Source organism: Acholeplasma granularum ATCC 19168 (genome assembly GCF_000526235.1).
Classification (GTDB): domain Bacteria; phylum Bacillota_I; class Bacilli_A; order Acholeplasmatales; family Acholeplasmataceae; genus Acholeplasma; species Acholeplasma granularum.
Map to the genome: position 1 here is coordinate 75,185 of NZ_JAFR01000007.1, position 19,397 is coordinate 94,581.

Annotated in this window: 16 protein-coding genes; 5 read left to right on the top strand and 11 right to left on the bottom strand. The window is 29.8% G+C overall.

The window, feature by feature from the left end:
* The first annotated feature begins 20 nt into the window (after positions 1-20).
* The 3 genes from G324_RS0102335 to G324_RS0102345 all read left to right on the top strand — a co-directional run bounded on the left by G324_RS0102335 (position 21) and on the right by G324_RS0102345 (position 2,146).
* A complete protein-coding gene (locus G324_RS0102335; RefSeq protein ID WP_025724797.1) occupies positions 21-1,319 on the top strand; it encodes a thymidine phosphorylase in 1,299 nt (432 codons plus the stop codon).
* Positions 1,319-1,864, top strand: coding sequence for a 16S rRNA (guanine(966)-N(2))-methyltransferase RsmD (gene rsmD / locus G324_RS0102340; RefSeq protein WP_025724798.1), 546 nt, complete (start codon positions 1,319-1,321; stop codon positions 1,862-1,864). Before G324_RS0102335 ends, rsmD begins: the two co-directional genes overlap by 1 nt.
* A 63-nt stretch (positions 1,865-1,927) precedes the next feature.
* The gene (locus G324_RS0102345) at positions 1,928-2,146 is read left to right on the top strand and encodes a YneF family protein (RefSeq protein WP_025724799.1); all 219 of its coding nucleotides are present in this window, start codon (positions 1,928-1,930) and stop codon (positions 2,144-2,146) included.
* A 1,632-nt stretch (positions 2,147-3,778) separates the two neighbouring features.
* On the opposite strand, the gene deoB is transcribed toward G324_RS0102345, so the two are convergent.
* The 5 genes from deoB to lepA all read right to left on the bottom strand — a co-directional run bounded on the left by deoB (position 3,779) and on the right by lepA (position 9,385).
* Positions 3,779-4,972 carry a phosphopentomutase gene (deoB, locus tag G324_RS0102350; RefSeq protein WP_025724800.1) on the bottom strand — a complete coding sequence of 398 codons (1,194 nt, stop codon included), beginning with the start codon at positions 4,970-4,972 and terminating at the stop codon, positions 3,779-3,781.
* Between the two features lies 1 nt (position 4,973).
* Positions 4,974-5,873 carry a site-specific tyrosine recombinase XerD gene (gene xerD / locus G324_RS0102355; RefSeq protein WP_025724801.1) on the bottom strand — a complete coding sequence of 300 codons (900 nt, stop codon included), beginning with the start codon at positions 5,871-5,873 and terminating at the stop codon, positions 4,974-4,976.
* Positions 5,870-6,961, bottom strand: coding sequence for a radical SAM family heme chaperone HemW (hemW, locus tag G324_RS0102360; protein ID WP_162146828.1), 1,092 nt, complete (start codon positions 6,959-6,961; stop codon positions 5,870-5,872). The genes xerD and hemW overlap by 4 nt, the downstream gene beginning before the upstream one ends.
* 130 nt (positions 6,962-7,091) lie before the next feature.
* Complete coding sequence (locus G324_RS07945; protein ID WP_156921269.1) at positions 7,092-7,259, bottom strand: hypothetical protein; 168 nt, start codon at positions 7,257-7,259, stop codon at positions 7,092-7,094.
* Positions 7,260-7,552: 293 nt separating this feature from the next.
* Complete coding sequence (gene lepA, locus G324_RS0102370) at positions 7,553-9,385, bottom strand: translation elongation factor 4 (protein ID WP_035357152.1); 1,833 nt, start codon at positions 9,383-9,385, stop codon at positions 7,553-7,555.
* A 166-nt stretch (positions 9,386-9,551) separates the two neighbouring features.
* Here lepA and G324_RS0102375 point away from each other — a divergent pair, with 166 nt between their 5' ends.
* Positions 9,552-10,511, top strand: coding sequence for a hypothetical protein (locus tag G324_RS0102375; protein WP_025724804.1), 960 nt, complete (start codon positions 9,552-9,554; stop codon positions 10,509-10,511).
* Between the two features lie 110 nt (positions 10,512-10,621).
* Here G324_RS0102375 and G324_RS0102385 read toward each other — a convergent pair whose 3' ends face one another.
* From G324_RS0102385 to G324_RS0102400, 4 genes are all read right to left on the bottom strand, one after another.
* Positions 10,622-11,977 carry a hemolysin family protein gene (locus G324_RS0102385; RefSeq protein ID WP_025724805.1) on the bottom strand — a complete coding sequence of 452 codons (1,356 nt, stop codon included), beginning with the start codon at positions 11,975-11,977 and terminating at the stop codon, positions 10,622-10,624.
* 170 nt (positions 11,978-12,147) lie between these two features.
* A complete protein-coding gene (locus G324_RS0102390) occupies positions 12,148-12,660 on the bottom strand; it encodes a glutathione peroxidase (protein WP_025724806.1) in 513 nt (170 codons plus the stop codon).
* Between the two features lie 35 nt (positions 12,661-12,695).
* Positions 12,696-12,863 carry a hypothetical protein gene (locus tag G324_RS07950; protein WP_156921270.1) on the bottom strand — a complete coding sequence of 56 codons (168 nt, stop codon included), beginning with the start codon at positions 12,861-12,863 and terminating at the stop codon, positions 12,696-12,698.
* Positions 12,864-12,868: 5 nt separating this feature from the next.
* Positions 12,869-14,074 (bottom strand): ABC transporter ATP-binding protein, encoded by a 1,206-nt coding sequence (locus tag G324_RS0102400; protein WP_025724807.1) that lies wholly within the window; start codon positions 14,072-14,074, stop codon positions 12,869-12,871.
* A 295-nt stretch (positions 14,075-14,369) separates the two neighbouring features.
* Here G324_RS0102400 and G324_RS0102405 point away from each other — a divergent pair, with 295 nt between their 5' ends.
* The gene (locus tag G324_RS0102405) at positions 14,370-15,938 is read left to right on the top strand and encodes an alpha-amylase family glycosyl hydrolase (RefSeq protein WP_025724808.1); all 1,569 of its coding nucleotides are present in this window, start codon (positions 14,370-14,372) and stop codon (positions 15,936-15,938) included.
* A gap of 58 nt (positions 15,939-15,996) precedes the next feature.
* On the opposite strand, the gene G324_RS0102410 is transcribed toward G324_RS0102405, so the two are convergent.
* Together G324_RS0102410 and pulA are read right to left on the bottom strand one after the other, a co-directional pair.
* Positions 15,997-16,356 (bottom strand): hypothetical protein, encoded by a 360-nt coding sequence (locus tag G324_RS0102410; protein ID WP_025724809.1) that lies wholly within the window; start codon positions 16,354-16,356, stop codon positions 15,997-15,999.
* Complete coding sequence (pulA, locus tag G324_RS07635; RefSeq protein ID WP_051457514.1) at positions 16,356-19,310, bottom strand: type I pullulanase; 2,955 nt, start codon at positions 19,308-19,310, stop codon at positions 16,356-16,358. The genes G324_RS0102410 and pulA overlap by 1 nt, the downstream gene beginning before the upstream one ends.
* Positions 19,311-19,397: the final 87 nt, after the last annotated feature.

Consider the following 19,397-nt stretch of genomic DNA (forward strand, 5'->3'; position numbering starts at 1 on the left):
ATCTTGGGAGGATATGAAAAATGCAAATGGTTGATTTAATAAATAAGAAAAAATATGGTGATGAATTATCTCATGATGAAATCAAATTCATTATTGATGGGTATACAAAAGGTTTAATTCCTGACTATCAAATGTCAGCTTTTTTAATGAGCGTTTACTTTAATGGAATGACAACAGATGAATCAACAGCTCTAGCTTTAGCAATGAGAGATAGCGGTGATGTTTTAGATTTATCTGATATTACTGGTACTAAAGTAGATAAACATTCAACCGGTGGAGTTGGTGATAAGGTAAGTATCGTACTTGCACCACTAGTTGCCTACCTTGGTGCAAAACTTGCAAAAATGAGTGGTAGAGGCCTGGGTCATACCGGTGGTACAATAGATAAATTAGAATCGATTCCTGGATTCCAAGTAGAACTTCCACTCGGAAAATTTAAAGATCAGGTAAATGAAATTGGTTGTGCAATTGTAGGCCAAAGTGGTGACATAGCCCCAGCAGATAAACTTATATATGCACTTAGAGATGTAACTGCTACAGTTGATTCAATACCACTAATTGCCTCATCAATTATGAGTAAAAAATTAGCATCTGGTGCTGATGCAATTGTGCTTGATGTGAAGGTTGGTTCTGGTGCTTTTATGAAGACTCTAGAAGATGCAAGAAAACTTTCAAAACTAATGGTTGAAATCGGAAAGAAAGCAGGTAAGAAAGTATCTGCAATTTTAACCAGTATGGAAGAACCACTAGGTTATAAAATAGGTAATGCATTAGAAATTTATGAATCTATTGAAACACTCGAAGGACATGGTCCGGAAGATTTAACGGAAATTGTATGTGTAATTACAGGTCATTTATTAAAGGATTCTGGCGTTGTAAAAGATTATGAAGCAGGCTATAAATTAGCTTATGAGACATTAAAATCAGGGGCAGCTTTACCTAAGTTTTATGAGTTCGTAAAAGCTCAAAATGGGGATGTAAATTTCCTAAAAAACAAAGATGAAATATTAACCAAAACAAAGCAACATAAACTCTATGCAAAAGCAGATGGATACTTAGAAAAAGTTGATGCTTTAAAAGTTGGATTAGCTGGAATGAAACTTGGTGCTGGTCGTGCAACAAAAGAAGATAAAATTAATTTATTCGTTGGTATAGATCTACATATTAAGATTGGTGACAAGATTAAAAAAGGCGACTTGATTTGCACATTATATCATGATGAAAAAGGACTAGTTGATGCAATTGAATTAATCGAATCTTCATACATTATTGGACCAAATAAACGTCATTTAAAACTTGTTGAAGAGATGATAGTGTAATGCGAATTATAGCAGGAAGACATCGAAGTAGAACACTAAAGATGGTTCCTAGTAATGATACAAGAGAAACATCTGATAAAGTCAGAGGTGCAATATTTAACTCCTTAAGTACGAGTGTTGTAAATGCAAATGTTCTAGATTTATTTGCAGGATCTGGCGCATACGGATTAGAGTCAATATCAAGAGGTGCATCACATGTCTGGTTTAATGATGTTAAACCAAAAGCCATTGAAACAATTATTGAAAATATAAAGTTATTAAATGAACATACGCATGCAACCGTTTGGAAATATGATTATAAAGAAGCTATAAATAGAATTAAATTAAATGAATTAAAACTTGATTTAGTATTTTTGGATCCACCTTATGAAATGAATATATATGCTGAAATTTTAGACAGTATTTATGAAAATTTAAATGATGATTGTTTATGTATATTAGAGATGCATAAGGAAAACTCAGTTAACTTAAATTTAGAAAAATATGAAATCACAAGAGAAAAACTATATGGCATCAAAAAGATAATAATGTTAAGAAAGTTATAACATTGTATTATTATAAAAAATAAAGTAAAATAAGATTGTATAGAAAAGGAGTTGAGACATATAATGGAATGGTATTGGGTATTAACAATTGGATTGGGAGCATTAATACTAGGTGGCGTATTAGGATTCTTTATAGCAAGAGCATGGTTCAAAAAATATCTTGAAAAGAACCCACCAATTGATGAAAGATCTATTAGAGAAATGTTTAGACAAATGGGAAGAACTCCATCTGAAAAACAAGTTCGTCAAGTTTTATCATCAATGAAACAAGGTCAAAAGTAATTAATAAAGTGCCTACCGGCACTTTTTTATTTATAATGTATGTTTACCTATATTAAACACTGTATATTAATATTAAACATACAATTATTACTAAGTTTATATATGATAAACATAATATTATGAAGATCATAATTGAAATAAATAATAAAAACATTTTTAACTGGTTAAGTTTTAAAATAATACTTAATTAAAAGACTTTATGTTCAGAATAATTTGAGTACAAAAAATAATAGAAAATACATAGGTAATAGTAAAGTAGTAGAAGAATAGGCTTATTATAAAACAGGCCTTTATTATTGAATTAACGTCATATGGATCAATTAGCGGCTGAGACATACATTTATATGATTGAAGATGTCTCGATGTGTATTTTACATATCTCAAAATACTTTATTATAGTCATTTGATAAAAATGATATATATTATTATAATTAATAGCCACAAAATAAGTCATTAATCATAATCATTTAACTATTGATACATACATTTAAATAGTAGTCTCATCAAATTATATTTAACAATTGGTTCCTATAATGTATATTATGTTAACCAAGTAATGTGAGCCTTACTGAGCCGTCAATTGAAATAGTGTGGAAAAGTTGTATTTAAAATTACTTTGATTTTCGGCATTCTTGGATTGTGTTGCATGTGTGTTGTTAGAAAACGATTAAATAGTGATTGGTATTTGATTAGTGCTTAATATGAAACATCTGATGCACTAATTTTATGTAAAATAGTCTTTAAGATAGAAAAACTTAATAGATTATAATGTTTTTTACAGCTTATGAAAGCTTTAGATTCTCTCTATTTCCTATATCTTTTATCTGCCATAATACGATGAATTTTATTAATCTTCATTTAGATAATTAGATATATAGTAAAACAAATAATAAGTTAATTGTTTAAATTGATTTGACATTGTTTATATTTGGTAAACATAACTTTTTAAAAATTTTACATTTTTTTAGTTTATATATTTTTTTATACTTAAAAAAATGATCAATTACTTGCTAGGTTCTTTGTTACTATGTAGCATAGTTTATTCTGATTACCAAAAAAAGTTAAAAAGAATACTAAAAATAAAATTTCAATAATTCATGAAAATATCTAAAGTGATTATGCACTTCGTTTTTTATTTTACTAATGTACATTTTCTTTTTCATATGCATTATTAAATTAAATTCCATTTCATATATACAAAAATTGATTAATATCTAAGTTTACTAATAATAATCAGTGTAATTATATACTAAACATACATATATTTTTAACTATAACAATACGTACTGCTATTTTAAGAATAATTACGTAAATGTGAGGCGCGTTTTGAGCGATTGAGATTGATGTTATATTATTAATCCCTCGTTTGAATCCTTATAATATGACATTAAATCCTATTATTGATTTAATTATGAATATACATTTTTCACTACTAAGTATTCATATATAAAAAAATATGATTAAATAAATTCAGCCATTATTTTATATGTGTTAGTTTGTATATATAATTAGGTATAAATTATAGTCCTACATTTAATTAAAAAGATGAATATATGTTTCATCTATATTTAATTTTATGTATAAAAAAAGTGCAGTAATACTGCACTTAGTTTAAAAATACTAAACATACATTTATTTAATTTTATTTAAAAAACTCTTACCATAATTGGGTTTATGAGTTCCAAAGTTTTCATTTATAGTGTATCCTATATCAGAAAATGTATTTAATATTGGAAGTTCACCTGATGATTTAAATGACTTAGAATATGCAATCATTGGTACAAATTCTCTAGTATGGTCAGTACCTACATAGGTTGGGTCATTACCATGATCTGCAGTTAAAATTAATAAATCATCTGGATTTAAATTTTCTAATAATTCTGGTAATTGAGAATCAAATTCCTCTATTGCTTTTCCATATCCGATTGGATCTCTTCGATGTCCATAAAGTGCATCAAAGTCAACTAAGTTCAAGAAACATAATCCGGTAAAATCAGTTTTAGCTGTTTGAATTATTTGATTCATTCCATCATAATTTGATACTGTTTTAGAAAACTTATTTATACCATAACCATCAAATATATCATTAATTTTACCTAATGCTATGACGTCAAATCCTGATTCGTCTAGGTAGTTTAAAGTTGTTTTTTCATGTGGTTTTAATGCATAATCATGGCGGTTTGAAGTACGCTTAAATGTGTCTTTATTTGACCCTAAAAATGGTCTTGTTATAACACGTCCAACCTTCCATTCAGGTCGCATGGTAATCTCTCTTGCAATCTCTGAAATTCTGTATTGTTCTTCTATAGGAATAATCTGTTCATGCATAGCAATTTGTAGAACACTATCTGCTGATGTATAAACAATCAGATCACCTGTTTTCATGTGATGTTCACCAAGTTCAACTAATATTTCAGTACCTGATGCAGCTTTATTTCCTACAACTTTTCTACCTGTTTTTTCTTCAAGTTCACGGATTAATTCTTGGGGAAAACCATGATCTGTAAAGGTTTGAAATGGTTTTGTAATATACATTCCCATCATCTCCCAGTGACCTGTCATCGTGTCTTTTCCTAGTGAAGCCTCACTTATTTTAGTTACATAAGTTTGGTTTAAATCTACTGAATTAATACCTTTTAGGGATACAATATTTCCAATACCTAGTTTTTCTAAATTAGGTATTGTTAAGTCCATTTTTTCAGCGATGTGTCCAAAGGTATTAGCCCCTATATCACTTTGACCTTCATTGAAATATAAGTTTGCATCTGGTGCTGCTCCGACTCCTAATGAGTCCATTACGATTAAGAAAACTCTTTTAAATTTCATATTATTCCTCCTTAGCTCTTGGATGAGTTTTATTGTAAACTTCTTTTAATCTGTGTTGTGAAATATGTGTATAAATTTGTGTTGTAGAAATATCTTCATGTCCTAGAAGATTTTGTAAACTTCTTAAATCCATTCCATTTTCTAATAAGTGTGTTGCAAATGAATGTCGTAAGGTATGTGGCGATACCTTAGTTTCATCGAGTCCACTATCTTTAGCTAACTTCTTTAAGACCTTAAAAAACCCTACTCGTGATAATGGTTTACCACTACTGTTTAAAAACAATAAATCATTTTTTGACTTTAATAATTCTTCCCTACCATTAATAAGATAGTTTCTAATTGCAATAACTGCCATATCAGAAAGTGGAACCATTCTTTCTTTACTACCTTTACCTACTACGATAACATATGCTTGACTCATATGGATATCGGTGAGCTTTATATTTAATAGTTCTGAAACTCTTAGTCCTGATCCATATATCAATTCTATTAGCGCTGTATTTCTTAAGCCTAATGACGTTGATTTATCAATGTTTTCTAAAAGGTTTACAACCTCATCAATACTTAATATAGTTGGTAGATTTTTTTCTATTTTAGGACTTTCAATTTCTTTTGTAACATCAACATCAACTTCATTTTCTAAGATTAAAAATTGATGAAACGATTTAATAGATGTTAATTTTCTGGATAATGATTTTGCAGATAAACCTTTGTTTTTTTGACTTTTTAAAAATCCTTCAACTTGTTTTTGAGTTATTTTATCTACATTTTTTACATGATGATATTTAGTTAGAAAGTCTATATAACTTTCTATATCACGTCTATATGCACTCTGTGTATTTTTTGATAACCCTTTTTCATGATTAAGATAATATATAAAATCATTTAATAAAAAAATCATATAAATAACATAAACACTTGATTACCAAGCATTGTACCTTTCTTAGTTAACCTAATATAGTCATTATTTATTTCTACTAGTCCTAAATCAACTTTTTCATGAATTTGAGGATACTTATCATAAAAATTAATCTTGTATTTTTTCTCTAACTGTTTAATGTTTACACCTCGTGTTAATCTTAAGCCAAATATTAGTTCATCTTGTAGTTTTAAATCATCGGTTTGAAATGTCTTTTCCTTTAAGAAATGATCCATATATTGACTCATTCCTCGTTCATTATAAGTTCTATAATTATCAATAAATCCGTGTGCTCCTAGACCAACACCAATATATTCTCCAAGAGTCCAATAAATATTGTTATGCAAAGAATATTGATTCTTTCTAGCATAATTACTTATCTCATATTGTTCATATCCATAAGATGATAAATAGTTCATAACATATTCATACATTATAGCTTCATTGTCTTCGTCCATTGGTGTGAAATTACCTTTTAAATACTGGTGATAAAAATATGTTTTATCCTCTAATATTAAAGAATAATATGATATATGATTAATATCTAGTTTAATAAACTCATCAAGATCATATTTGATATGATCTAAAGTTTGTCCTGGTATTGCAAAAATAAGATCTATTGAGATATTATTTATACCTAATGTTTTTAAATCACTAATAATCCAAGCAATATCTTCTTTTTTATGACCTCTATTTAAGTATCTTAAAGTATCATTATTAAAACTTTGTACACCCATAGATATTCTATTTAAACCATATTTTTTGAATAGTTTTCCTTTTTCATGGGTATAACTTTCAGGATTCAGTTCAATTGTATACTCAATAGGTTTTATACGTATAAGTGAATCAAATAAATAAGTTAACTGATCAACAGTTAACATCGATGGTGTACCTCCACCAATAAAAATCGTTTCTACCGAATCAAAGTGGGATTGATAAGAATTAATTTCTTCTCTAAGTTTAATTAAATATGTATCAATCATATCTTGATTTTTAGGTACACGTTTTACAAAGTCACAATAATGACAAATATATTCGCAAAACGGTATATGTATATATAAACCTTTCATAGATGCTTTACCTACCTTAAATTAATTATACCACTTTCTATTTATCTTACAAAAGAGAAAGGGAGTATCTACCCAACATAGACACTCCCATAAGAAGAGATGATTTATTCGCCTATTTAAGGCACATTATTTATTTCTTTTTTTTGTTTTTCTTAGGTGTGACAGGAAGACGGTCTAAGATTTCATCTCTATGATGATCTCTAACTTCAAATTGATAACGTATGTTACCAGTATCAGGATCTTTTGTTGCGTATTTTACATCTGTTAAAACCTTGATGTTATAATTTGCTAAACTCATATTTTTTCTCCTCCTTGGCATAAAAAAAGGTACGAATATATAATATCCTACCTTGAATTTAAGTTATATAAAAAATATTGTAAAACCTTACCCTTAACAATTGAACTAATATGAATATTGTAGACAATTCTTTTAGTCATTTAATTCCCTCGCATGTTCAAATCTGCCACACATATATGATATCATGTAAGCGCATACAAGTCAAGTAGTATTTATTATAATTTATAGTAATAATGATAAAAAAATATACATTAGTATCTATTAAAATACTCATGTATATTTAGGTTCTTATCTTAATCATCTGAGTTTGATAAAATAGCCATGAATGCACTTTGAGGTATTTCTACCCTACCAAAGGTCTTCATTCTCTTTTTACCTTCTTTTTGTTTTTCTAATAATTTCTTTTTACGAGAAATATCTCCACCGTAACATTTAGCTAGAACGTCTTTACGCATCGCTTTAATGGTTTCTCTAGCTATGATTTTCCCACCTAATGCAGCTTGTACAGGAATTTCAAACATTTGTCTTGGTATAAGTTTCTTCAACTTTTCAACAATTATCTTTCCACGACTATATGCAAAGTCTTTATGAACAATAACTGATAAAGCGTCTACAACTTCTCCATTAAGTAAAATATCCATTTTACGTAACTTAGATTCGATATAGCCGTCAAGCACATAATCAAATGATGCATAGCCTTTTGTTCCAGATTTTAACTTATCAAAGAAATCATAAACAATTTCTGCAAGTGGTAAACGGTATGTTAACATTACTCTTGTTTGATCTAAATAGGTCATATCTAAGAATGTTCCACGTTTGTTTTGGCATATTTCCATAACTGTTCCAACATAGTCTTTAGGACACATTACGGTAGCTTTAACAACAGGTTCTTCAATCCGCTCTATTTTTTGAACCTCAGGTAAGAAACTTGGGTTATCAACTCTAATTTTTTGACCATCAGTTAGATAGACATCATAGATTACTGATGGGGCTGTTGCAATTAATTCAATATTAAATTCTCTAGATATTCTTTCCTGGATAATATCCATATGAAGTAAACCTAAGAATCCTGTTCTAAATCCAAAACCTAGAGCTTGTGATGTTTCTGGTTCATAAACTAAAGATGCATCATTTAATCTTAGTTTTTCTAAAGCTTCTTTTAAATCCATATATTGACTAGGATCAATTGGGAAGAACCCACAAAAAACTACAGGATTTAATGTTCTATAACCTGGTAGTGGTTTTAAAGCTTTATTTTTAGCATTTGTAATTGTATCCCCAACCTTAACATCATCGATAGTTTTAATACTTGCAGTTAAGTATCCTACATCACCAGGTCCTAAAATATCAACAACTTTTTGTGATGGAGTATAAACTCCTACCTCAACTACTTCAAAAGTTGAGCCTGTGGCCATAAATTGGACGGTATCACCTTTTTTAACTGAACCATTGATTATTCTAATTGTTGGAATTACCCCACGATAAGCATCAAAATAAGAGTCAAATATTAAAGCTTGAAGTGGTTCATTTTCATCACCTTCAGGTGCTTTAACATCAGTAATAATTCTTTCTAAAATATCGATGACACCAATCCCTGATTTACCACTTGCCATAACAGCTTGGCTAGCATCAATACCAATGATTTCTTCAATTTCATGACGAACTTTTTCAGGGTCAGCACTTGGTAAATCGATTTTATTTAAAACCGGGATAATTTCTAATTCATTATCAATTGCTAAGTAGACATTAGCTAAGGTTTGTGCTTGTATTCCTTGCGCTGCATCTACAACTAAAATAGCGCCTTCACAAGCAGCAAGTGATCTTGAAACTTCATAAGTAAAGTCTACGTGTCCTGGTGTATCGATTAGATGCAAGATATACTCGTTACCATCTTTGGCTTTGTACGTTAATTGAACAGCATTTAACTTGATTGTGATACCACGTTCACGTTCAAGATCCATACTATCTAAAAGTTGTTCTTTCATCTTTCTTTTTTCTACACTGGATGTCATTTCTAATATTCTATCGGCCAAGGTCGATTTGCCATGGTCGATATGGGCAATAATAGAAAAGTTTCTTATTTTCTTTTGTCTTTCATTTAATGTATTGTTTTTCAAATTATTCATACCTTTCATGCTCTTAATATTTTATCATACTTTATGTAATGTAAGCAATGTAAGAATTTTCACATAAAATAAAATTTCTTTTATAACTTTCTTTGACTTATTTTTTTTATTGAACTATAATGTTAATGAAATAACGATATCTCATAAAAATTAAATGGAGGAAATTATGAAAAAAGGATTTTTCGTTGTGCTTATTTTATTTGCTGCAGTTATATTAACTGCATGTGGACCTGCAGAATCAGAGTTTTATTTTGCAAGTCAAACACCTACAGATACATCTAGTTGGGTTTACTGGGTAGTTATCGAAAAGAAGGGTGACAAAGTGGTTGATGCTGAATGGAATGCATTCAATATCGAAGGTGATGCTAACACATTATATAAAGGTTTAGATAAGGTATCTGCATCTGAGCAAGAAATTTATAATATGAATTCAACTTTATGGTGGCATGAACAAGCTGATTTAGTTATTGATAAATTCATCAAGAACAATGGTGATTATAATGATCAAATACCAGCTCCAGCAGGCGTTTCAATTACCACATCAGATTTCTATACTTTAGCTGAGCTTGCACTAGCAAGTGATCCTGTTGAAAAAGGTGAATATAAAGATGGTTATCATTTTGTTACATTAAAAGATAATGCTGAACCTCATGCTGAAGTATTATATTGGAATCCTAAAACTGAAGCTGTAGTATCAACAGGTGCTTGGGATGCTTATTCATTTGGTTCAATTGTTGTTGTAAATGGTCGCATTGTATTAAGTTACTTCAATAATGTATTCTACGGATACAAAGCTGTTGTAGAAAATGGTGCAGTTAAAAAAGTAGACCATGACTCAAACCCAGAAACTCCAGCAATCTCAATAATGGCTGATTATACTACTGAAACACCTAAACTATTAAAAACTAAAAATCATTTAGGTACATCTTATGGTATGTTAGGAACATCAAGTAAAATTGGAATCGGTAAAGAATATTTCGAACAAGCTGCTGCAGCTGGTCAATATTTAATTGCTAATCAATCATTCCCTGAAACTAATCAAGATGGAGATTTTGATGGTGTAGCGGGTGTATCAATTACTGCAACTGATTTCTTTGATTTATGGAAGTTAGTACCAACTAAATAATTATAATAAAAAGGTATTCTATTAATCATGGAATACCTTTTTTATATATTTTTTTAATTTGTTTGCTTAATGATAGAGATATAAGTTTATAAAGAAAAAACAGATGCTTACTACGCATCTGTTTCCTCTAAGTTTAAAGTGTCAGTGTTATTTTCACTATTTTCAATACGTGTAACTAATACACGTTCAATAATTTTGTCTAAGTATTTTAGAACCTCAAATCTATAGTTATTAAAGACGACAATTATTGCCTCATCTTCATCTGGAAAACGTCCTAATTGACCTAAAATGAATCCTGATAATGTATCATAATCATCAACTGGTAATCCTGCAGATAACAGATCTTCAACATCGTCTAAATCTATTAAACCATCAATCTCATACTGATTTTCATTTAATACTTGAATTTCTATATCATCTTCGTCATATTCATCTGAAATATTACCTAGAATTTCTTCAATTAAGTCTTCTAATGTGATAATACCAGCAGTGCCACCATATTCATCTATTACAATAGCAATATGTGTTTTGGTTAATTTCATTTCTTTAAAGAGTTCTCTAGTATTTTTAGATTGAGGTACAAATAGAGGGTCTCTTAATATCTCGTGTATATTAAATATATTTGGATCTGGATTTTCTCTTAAGTATTTTAAAAGATCCTTAACATGAAGTGTACCAACAATTTTATCTAAAGTTTCCTCATAAACTGGAAATCTAGTGTATTTCTCATTTGTAACATACTCTATGAGTTCATCACGTAAAGAATTTACATTAATGGCCGATACTTCAGTTCTATGGGTCATAACTTCTTCAACTGTAGTTGAATCAAACTCAAAAATATTTTGTATCATCTCATTTTCTGATGAATCAATAAATCCTCTTGACTCAGAAGCATTTAATTCTAAGATTAATTCTTCTTCTGATAATGTATCATCATCATCGCTTGGATTAATGCCTAATAACTTCATAACAAGGTTTGCTGATGAGGTTAGTAATAATACAAATGGCCTCATAAATAAGGCGATTACTTGTAGAAAACCTACAAATAAATAAGCAACTTTAACAGGTGCTTTCATAGCTATTCTTTTTGGTACGAGTTCACCGAATATGACTTGAAAGTACGTTAAGATTAATGTAATAAAAATGGTAACAACTGGTGTAATAAATTGGATATTTATTGATGTCCAGTTTGCAATTGAATTTGAAATTATGCTGGAGAATGCATCAGCAGCTATAACACCATTAATAAATCCAAACATCGTAATTCCAATTTGAATTGTCGATAGAAATTTTGTTGGATTTTCAATAAGCTTTAATACAACTTTTGCTTTTTTACCTTTTTTACCACTAGATTCAGCATCTTCCTGAACCTCTCTTCTATTTGCAGAAACTAGTGCAATTTCACTTGCTGCAAATATTCCATTTAAGACAATTAGGAATATAATTAAAAATATTTGAATGCCCATTATAAGGTTACCCCCTCATAAGGTTCATCACTTAAATTCCTATGCCCGCTACTCGAATCTTCCATATTAACTTTCTTTCCTCCGTGTTATTTCTATTTTTAAATAACAGTATAATATTATCATAAAAACCATCAAAAAGTCAAGAAATACCATAAGAACGCAGTTGATTTTTATAGTAATTCTTCTAAATATGTGATTATTTGATTTGGTTCAACTTTAGGTGCAAACCTATATAAGATATTACCATTACGATCAATTAAGAACTTAGTGAAATTCCAACTTATTTTATTCTTAGGTTTGCCAGTAGGTACTAATTGATTATTTTTTAAAATGACTTCATCAGGACCATTTTCTTTTAAAAACTGGTATAAAGGGTGTGCATTTTTAGTATTTACTTTAATTTTGTCATATAAAGTAAATTGAGTTCCAAAGTTTAGTTGGCAAAACTCATTTATATTTTCAATTGAACCAGGAGCTTGACCTAAAAATTGATTACTTGGAAAATCAAGTATCTCAAAGCCATTACTTTGATATTTTTCATATATTTCTTGTAAGGACTCATATTGAGGTGTGTATCCACACTTAGTTGCGGTATTAACAATTAATAATACTTTCCCTTTAAATTCTTCTAAATTAGTGACTTCACCATTTGCTTTAGTTACTTCAATATTATATATACTCATTTTCTCTCCTTAATAAAAGAGAAGAAATCTTCTTGCTAGATTTCTTCTACTTCATGTTTTGTTTGTTTTAATTTTTTACGATTATAATTCTTTTTTGATTCTTTAATTGTCATCTTGTATTTTAATTTTTTATCAATAAAATCTTTATCTCTTACTTTAATTTCAGAGCGTTTAATGACAATTCTCTGATTCTTTTGTGACATTTATATTATTTTTTTGCAGGTTTTTCTTCTACTTTAGTTGCTGGATTTTCTAAACCTGCAGCTTTAGCAGCTTCAACAGCAAGATGAGCTCTTGTCTTAATATTTGGATCAATTTCTAATCTTAATTCTGTTTCAGGATCGAAGAAATGTAATTTATTTAAGTCAAATGCTAGTTTGATTTTATCACCAATATTGATATTTGTACGAGCATCAACCTTAGCAATAACATTTGAACCATTGATGTCCATATAAATGTTAGTTTCAGCACCAAGTAACTCAGCAACATCAACTTCAACATCTAATACACCGTCTGGGTGAGCTTGCATAACTAATTCATCATCATGAATATCTTCTGCACGAATACCTAATACGATCGGTTTATCAATAAATTTATTTTGAACAACAACTTCTAATTTATCATTTGGTAATTTAATTTTGTATTTACCAGCTTCGAAAATACCTTTTTGATTTACTACACCATTAATAAAGTTCATCGGAGGTGTACCAATAAATCCTGCTACGAAAATGCTTGATGGTCTATCATAAATTTCTTTAGGTGAACCAACTTGCATGATGTAACCTTTATTCATAACAACAATACGAGTAGCCATGGTCATCGCTTCGATTTGGTCATGGGTAACATAAATTGTAGTTGTATCTAATTGCTTGTGAAGTTTGATTAACTCACCACGCATTTGAACACGTAATTTCGCATCTAAGTTAGATAGAGGCTCATCCATTAAGAATACTTTTGCATCACGTACGATTGAACGTCCTAATGCCACACGTTGTCTTTGTCCACCGGACAATGCCTTTGGTTTACGATCCAAGTATGGAACTAAACCTAAAATTTCCGCTGCCGCATGTACTTTTTCTTTGATGATAGCTTTAGGAACTTTACGTAATTTTAATCCAAATGCAATATTATCATACACAGTCATGTGTGGATAAAGTGCATAACTTTGGAAAACCATTGCGATATCTCTGTCTTTTGGAGCAGTATCGTTCTTGTATTCTTCATCAATGTATAACTCGCCTGAACTAATGTCCTCAAGGCCCGCGATCATACGGAGGGTTGTGGATTTTCCGCATCCACTTGGTCCGACAAATACAATAAACTCTTTATCTTCGATTTTCAAGTTAAAGTCAAAGACTGCTTGAACACCGTTGGGATAGACTTTATTGATGTCTTTTAATTCTAAAGTTGCCATATTTCCCCCTAGGAATTATATTTTGATTTATTTTGGATAGATGCAAGATTTCTATCAAAGTAATTGTATCATAAAACCAGTACTCAATGCAAACGTTTTCAACTTTTTAGTGTTTTTACAATCCTAAATTATGTGAATTATTAATATAGTTTAAAAGTAATTGATTCAAATTTGTATAATATTTTATAGGATTTACACCTGATAAATTAAAAAGTAAACCGTTTACATTTATTATTTAATGTTAAAATGTAATTAGAACATATTTCACAATACTAAGTGAAGAAAAGGTGTAAAAATGAAAAAAATATTATTCATAATCACAATTTTGCTTTCCGCTGTCATATTAATTGCCTGTGAACCAAAGGTTGACATTAACCCTCCGATTGAAACAACAGATTTAAGATTAGAAAATCCACGAAATGATATATATTATCAAATTTTTATTCGTTCTTTTGCTGATAGTAATGGTGATGGCATTGGGGATTTTAATGGTGTAACGAATAACCTTGATTATTTAGAAGATCTTGGTATTACAGCTATATGGATGTTACCTTTTAATGATACTGACAATGATTTTGGTTCCCATCATGGATATAGAATTAAAGATTATTATAATGTAAATTCAGAATATGGTACTATGGAAGATCTTGAAAACCTTATTTCAGAGGCTAATAAAAGAAATATACGAGTAATGATGGATTTAGTTATCAACCATACATCAGATACCCATCCTTGGTATATAGATGCTAAAAACAACACCAATTCAGAATTTAGAGATTACTATATTTGGACATCAGAAAATAATGCTTTTGAATCGTTTTCAGGTGGTATGAAAGATTTAAATCTAAATAACGAAAAAGTTGTAGAAGAAATAAAAAATATCATTGAATATTGGATAAATAAAGGTATTACAGGATTTAGATATGATGCCGCTAAACATTTTTTTATAGGTGATCCTAACTCAAATCCTGCAGTAATGACAGTGAAAACCCATCAATTTATAAGGGAACTTCAATTGCATGCTCGTTCAATTAATGAAGATGTATATTTTTTAGGTGAGGTTTTTGAATATGATTATAACTTCTATAAAGATTATTACATTGGCTTAGATTCCTTATTTGATTTTTATACTGCAAGAGAAATATGGCAGCGTGTTGGTAGTGGTAATGATAAAAGACTTTTTGTATCAAATTTAGAAAGAGCTTATGCCACTTATAGACCATATAATCGAGATTATGCACCATCTATTTTTATTAGCAATCATGACTTAGATAGAGTAGCTTCCATGTCTGAATTTGGTGGTTTAAATGCTTTAAATAAATTAAAATTAGCAGCAAGTGTTACGTTAACATTACCTGGTTCTACTCATATTTACTATGGGGAGGAATTAGGTATGAAAGGCATACGTTATGAAGGACTTCAAACAGATCAAGGTACTGTTTATGATCAATATCGTCGTTCACCATTTTTATGGGGTGAGCAATCAAAAATGACTACATGGTTAAATCCGTATGCAGAAAGTCATTCTACCAAATCAGTATTAGAACAAAGCTCGGATGAAAATTCTTTATTAAATCATTATAAAGCGCTCATAGACATAAGAAAAAATAACCCTGCTTTAATGTATGGAAACTATTTTAAGGCTTGGAAAGATAATACTTCTTTCCTTCAAGGATATGTAAGACATTATGAATTTGAAGATATTAATCAAACTATTTTAGTAATTCATAATATGACCGATTCTCAAAGAATTGTTGATTTAGCGGATGAAACTGTTTTATATGGTGATTTAGAAATCAAACCATATGGAACATTAATATTAGAACTAGATTCAAATTTGATAGCTAATTATATAAATGAGTAAACACTTTCATTAATCATTGATTAAAAAAACCACCGGATGGTGGTTTTTTCATTTTGATTTAACTTAAATTATTTCCGATGTAAGTTAATCCGGGATTATCATTAGAGTCATTTACCTTATAAGTTATTACACCTAAGGCTTCACTCTCACCCTTTTTATAAACTGTGAAATATAATGTATATGTTTGGGTACCGAAATCATCTTTATAATCGTCATAAACTAAATTGATTGCAGAATGTATTAATTCGTACATTTCTAGTTCTGATTTATATGATGCTAGAATTGTAAGGTCTGCTTCAAAACGTTTTGAAGATATTTCAACATTTGAGATTAATGCTGTATCTCCTGTATGTTTGGTATCACATGCAACTAATGTTAAACTTAAAAGCATGATAAATGCGATTAATATTTTTTTCATTAGGATTTTCCTCCTAATATGTGTGTAAATGAGCCACCTTTAACGACTACATTATAATAAAGATTTGTTGTGTTACCTAAATAATCAGTAACTTGTACAGTAATAACTTTAAATCCTGGAATTGTTGTATCAATTTGAGTTACATTAACTTTAGCACCGCTTGGCACATTAACATTACTTAGAGGATTAAAGTTAGAATTTAATTGAACTTCTACTAAAGACTCTTTTATAGTAGGTTGATCAGACGATTTTACTTCTACAAAAATTGCAGATGTAGAACGAGTAGGAATATCAAATTTTTCACTTCTAGTTACTAAACCTTTGGAGACATTATGTAAACCAAGTGCTCCAGCACGCGAAGTTAATTGCATATATGTTTTTCCATCATTTAACGTAACTGATGTCATTCCATTTGTAATACCTGCATGAATGATTAACAATTTAGGATCATCTGTAGTTCCTTCGATTGTATATGCTAATGCTCTAAGAGATGCATCTTGGGTTGTTGGTACAAACTTAAATCTGGCATTTATCTCAGTCATATTATCCATTCTTAGTCCAGAATAATTTTTTCTAATGTGAATAAGAGATTTATGATATTCAAAGACGTCATTAAACTCAATTTTTCTATCCCATCTTAACTGGTTTACACTATCTGGAGATTCATAAGAGTTATGATCATATAGTCCACCATCTAAAGGTTTAGAACGTAAAAATTCTGTTCCTGCATGTAAAAATGGAATACCCATTGATGTTAAGACAATCGCATTTGATTGAACTTGAACATGTTTAACTTCATTAATCGATACACCTGAGGTTCTTAATTTATCATGTAGCGTTAGGTTATCGTGGGCTTCTCCATAAACTATGTTTTGAAGAGGGGAGTTGGTAAACTGATCTGTTGCACCCATAATACCTTTTTTTAAGTCATCAAGTCTACCTTGATCAACAACACCTTGAACAAATCCACCTTCTTTACCATCAGGGACACCTTTTAGTGCATTTCTATATAGATCATTAAATGCACCGACACCACTATCTAATTTTCTAATTTGTGTTCGATCCCAATTATTAGTATCAGTCATACCAGCAGCATCTTCACCTTTAATTAAAGTAGCAGCAGCTGCCCATGGTTCACCATATATAATAATTGTTGGATCAATTTCATTTAGCGCTTCTCTAATTGCATTCATTGTTTCTATATCATGTAACGACATTAGGTCAAATCTAAATCCTGATAATTTGTATTCTTTAGCTAAAAACACTGTAGAATCTACCATAAATTTACGTACCATGCTGCGCTCTGAAGCTGTTTCATTACCAGTTCCAGAACCATTTTGGAAACCACCTGACTCATTTAAACGGTGATAATATCCGGGAACAATCTTATGGAAGTTTGAACCTTCAGATTCTCCTGTATGATTATATACAACGTCCATAATCACGCGAATATCTTTTTCATGGAATGCTTGAACTGTTTTCTTAAACTCATTAATTCTAACGTTTCCATCAAATGGATTTGTAGAATAAGAACCTTCTAAAGTATTGAAATGATAAGGCATATATCCCCAGTTAAAAACATTTTTTGTATTAGGGTTTTTAAATATTTCTACTTCATCAAGGTATCCAAAGTCAAATATTGGTAATAAATGTACAGCATTGACGCCCAATTCTTCTATATGATCTAAACCTGTTGTAACCGTTACATCATTTTTTGTATAAGTTGTACCACTTTCAGCTAAACCTAAGAATTTACCACGGTTTGTTTCATTTCCTGTCCATGATGAATGACTCGTTAAATCTCTAACATGTAATTCCCAAATAATATAATCTGTAAATGTTTTAATAGTATTTGGTCTTGTGCTAAACTCCCAATATGCTGGATCTGTTGATTTAAAATCAACAACCATACTACGGAGCCCATTTGCACCAGTAGAGTAGCTATATGGGTCTGTAACTTCACTAATTATATCGTTATTATTCACACTAAAAGTATAATATTTAGAAGCGTAATCACCACTTAATTTAACTTCCCATGCACCATATTCTATTTTCGTCATAGGGTGTGTTGATTTTGGATCTTTTTCTAATGAATCTTCACCTTTTCTATTGTATAAAGGATGTCCTTGTTCATAAATATTTAAACTTACTGATTTAGAAAGTGGTGCCCACAATCTAAATGTTGTTTCATTAGATGTATATATTGCTCCAAGTTCACCATTATAAGTGTAATTTTCTTCAAATTCTGGTGTGTCATATAAATTTTGTAAAGATACATTTTTTCTTGATTTAGAATCTTCAAAATCAACTTCTACTTCATATATTTTTGATATATCTACAGTTATACCTTTAATTGTTTGATTTAATTTGGCATCTGCAAATTGACCAGTTTTAATAGATACTCCATTTTCATAAACTGTATAATTTGTTGCAGGATTTGATAAATTTAAAGTAATATCTTTATTAGCTGCAAATGCAGTAAATAAAATACTTGGTCTGTAATCAGGTATATTGTTTTCTAAATCTGCATTTGATTTTCCATAAATGACTTGCCCTTGAACAAAATACACGTGTGCCACCCCATTAATAACTTCTAGTTCATTTAATGTAATATATCTATTACCACCAGGTTCTCTTTCACCATCCCATAGTCCAGGACCTGTTGCATGTTTAATAATAATGCCAAAAACTGTTGCGGTAGGATAGTCTTTAGCAAGATCTATTGTATATTTTACACCTTGATTATCTAAAGTCGATATGTCAAAATTAAAGTCAGTTCCCGCAGAATCTTTGGGTTCAAATTCCCAAAAATGAAACCATTTGTTTGCATAATCCTCATTATATCTATAATAATGAATAACTAAAGTATGCGGTTGGGTATTTGCATAAGTTATGGATAAACCAATCACACCTGCAAATAAAAGTGTGAACATAAATAATAATAATTTTTTCAAATTAATTTTCCCTCCTATATTTTAAATATAACATAACAAATCATCTATTTTTTTAGCTATGATAGCGTTTCCAATAAGGTAACGTTT

Coding starts and splice junctions, on each gene's coding strand:
- G324_RS0102335 (WP_025724797.1), top strand. CDS start 21: ATGCAAATGGTTGATTTAATAAATAAGAAAAAATATGGTGATGAATTA.
- rsmD (WP_025724798.1), top strand. CDS start 1,319: ATGCGAATTATAGCAGGAAGACATCGAAGTAGAACACTAAAGATGGTT.
- G324_RS0102345 (WP_025724799.1), top strand. CDS start 1,928: ATGGAATGGTATTGGGTATTAACAATTGGATTGGGAGCATTAATACTA.
- deoB (WP_025724800.1), bottom strand. CDS start 4,972: ATGAAATTTAAAAGAGTTTTCTTAATCGTAATGGACTCATTAGGAGTC.
- xerD (WP_025724801.1), bottom strand. CDS start 5,873: ATGATTTTTTTATTAAATGATTTTATATATTATCTTAATCATGAAAAA.
- hemW (WP_162146828.1), bottom strand. CDS start 6,961: ATGAAAGGTTTATATATACATATACCGTTTTGCGAATATATTTGTCAT.
- G324_RS07945 (WP_156921269.1), bottom strand. CDS start 7,259: ATGAGTTTAGCAAATTATAACATCAAGGTTTTAACAGATGTAAAATAC.
- lepA (WP_035357152.1), bottom strand. CDS start 9,385: ATGAATAATTTGAAAAACAATACATTAAATGAAAGACAAAAGAAAATA.
- G324_RS0102375 (WP_025724804.1), top strand. CDS start 9,552: ATGAAAAAAGGATTTTTCGTTGTGCTTATTTTATTTGCTGCAGTTATA.
- G324_RS0102385 (WP_025724805.1), bottom strand. CDS start 11,977: ATGGGCATTCAAATATTTTTAATTATATTCCTAATTGTCTTAAATGGA.
- G324_RS0102390 (WP_025724806.1), bottom strand. CDS start 12,660: ATGAGTATATATAATATTGAAGTAACTAAAGCAAATGGTGAAGTCACT.
- G324_RS07950 (WP_156921270.1), bottom strand. CDS start 12,863: ATGTCACAAAAGAATCAGAGAATTGTCATTAAACGCTCTGAAATTAAA.
- G324_RS0102400 (WP_025724807.1), bottom strand. CDS start 14,074: ATGGCAACTTTAGAATTAAAAGACATCAATAAAGTCTATCCCAACGGT.
- G324_RS0102405 (WP_025724808.1), top strand. CDS start 14,370: ATGAAAAAAATATTATTCATAATCACAATTTTGCTTTCCGCTGTCATA.
- G324_RS0102410 (WP_025724809.1), bottom strand. CDS start 16,356: ATGAAAAAAATATTAATCGCATTTATCATGCTTTTAAGTTTAACATTA.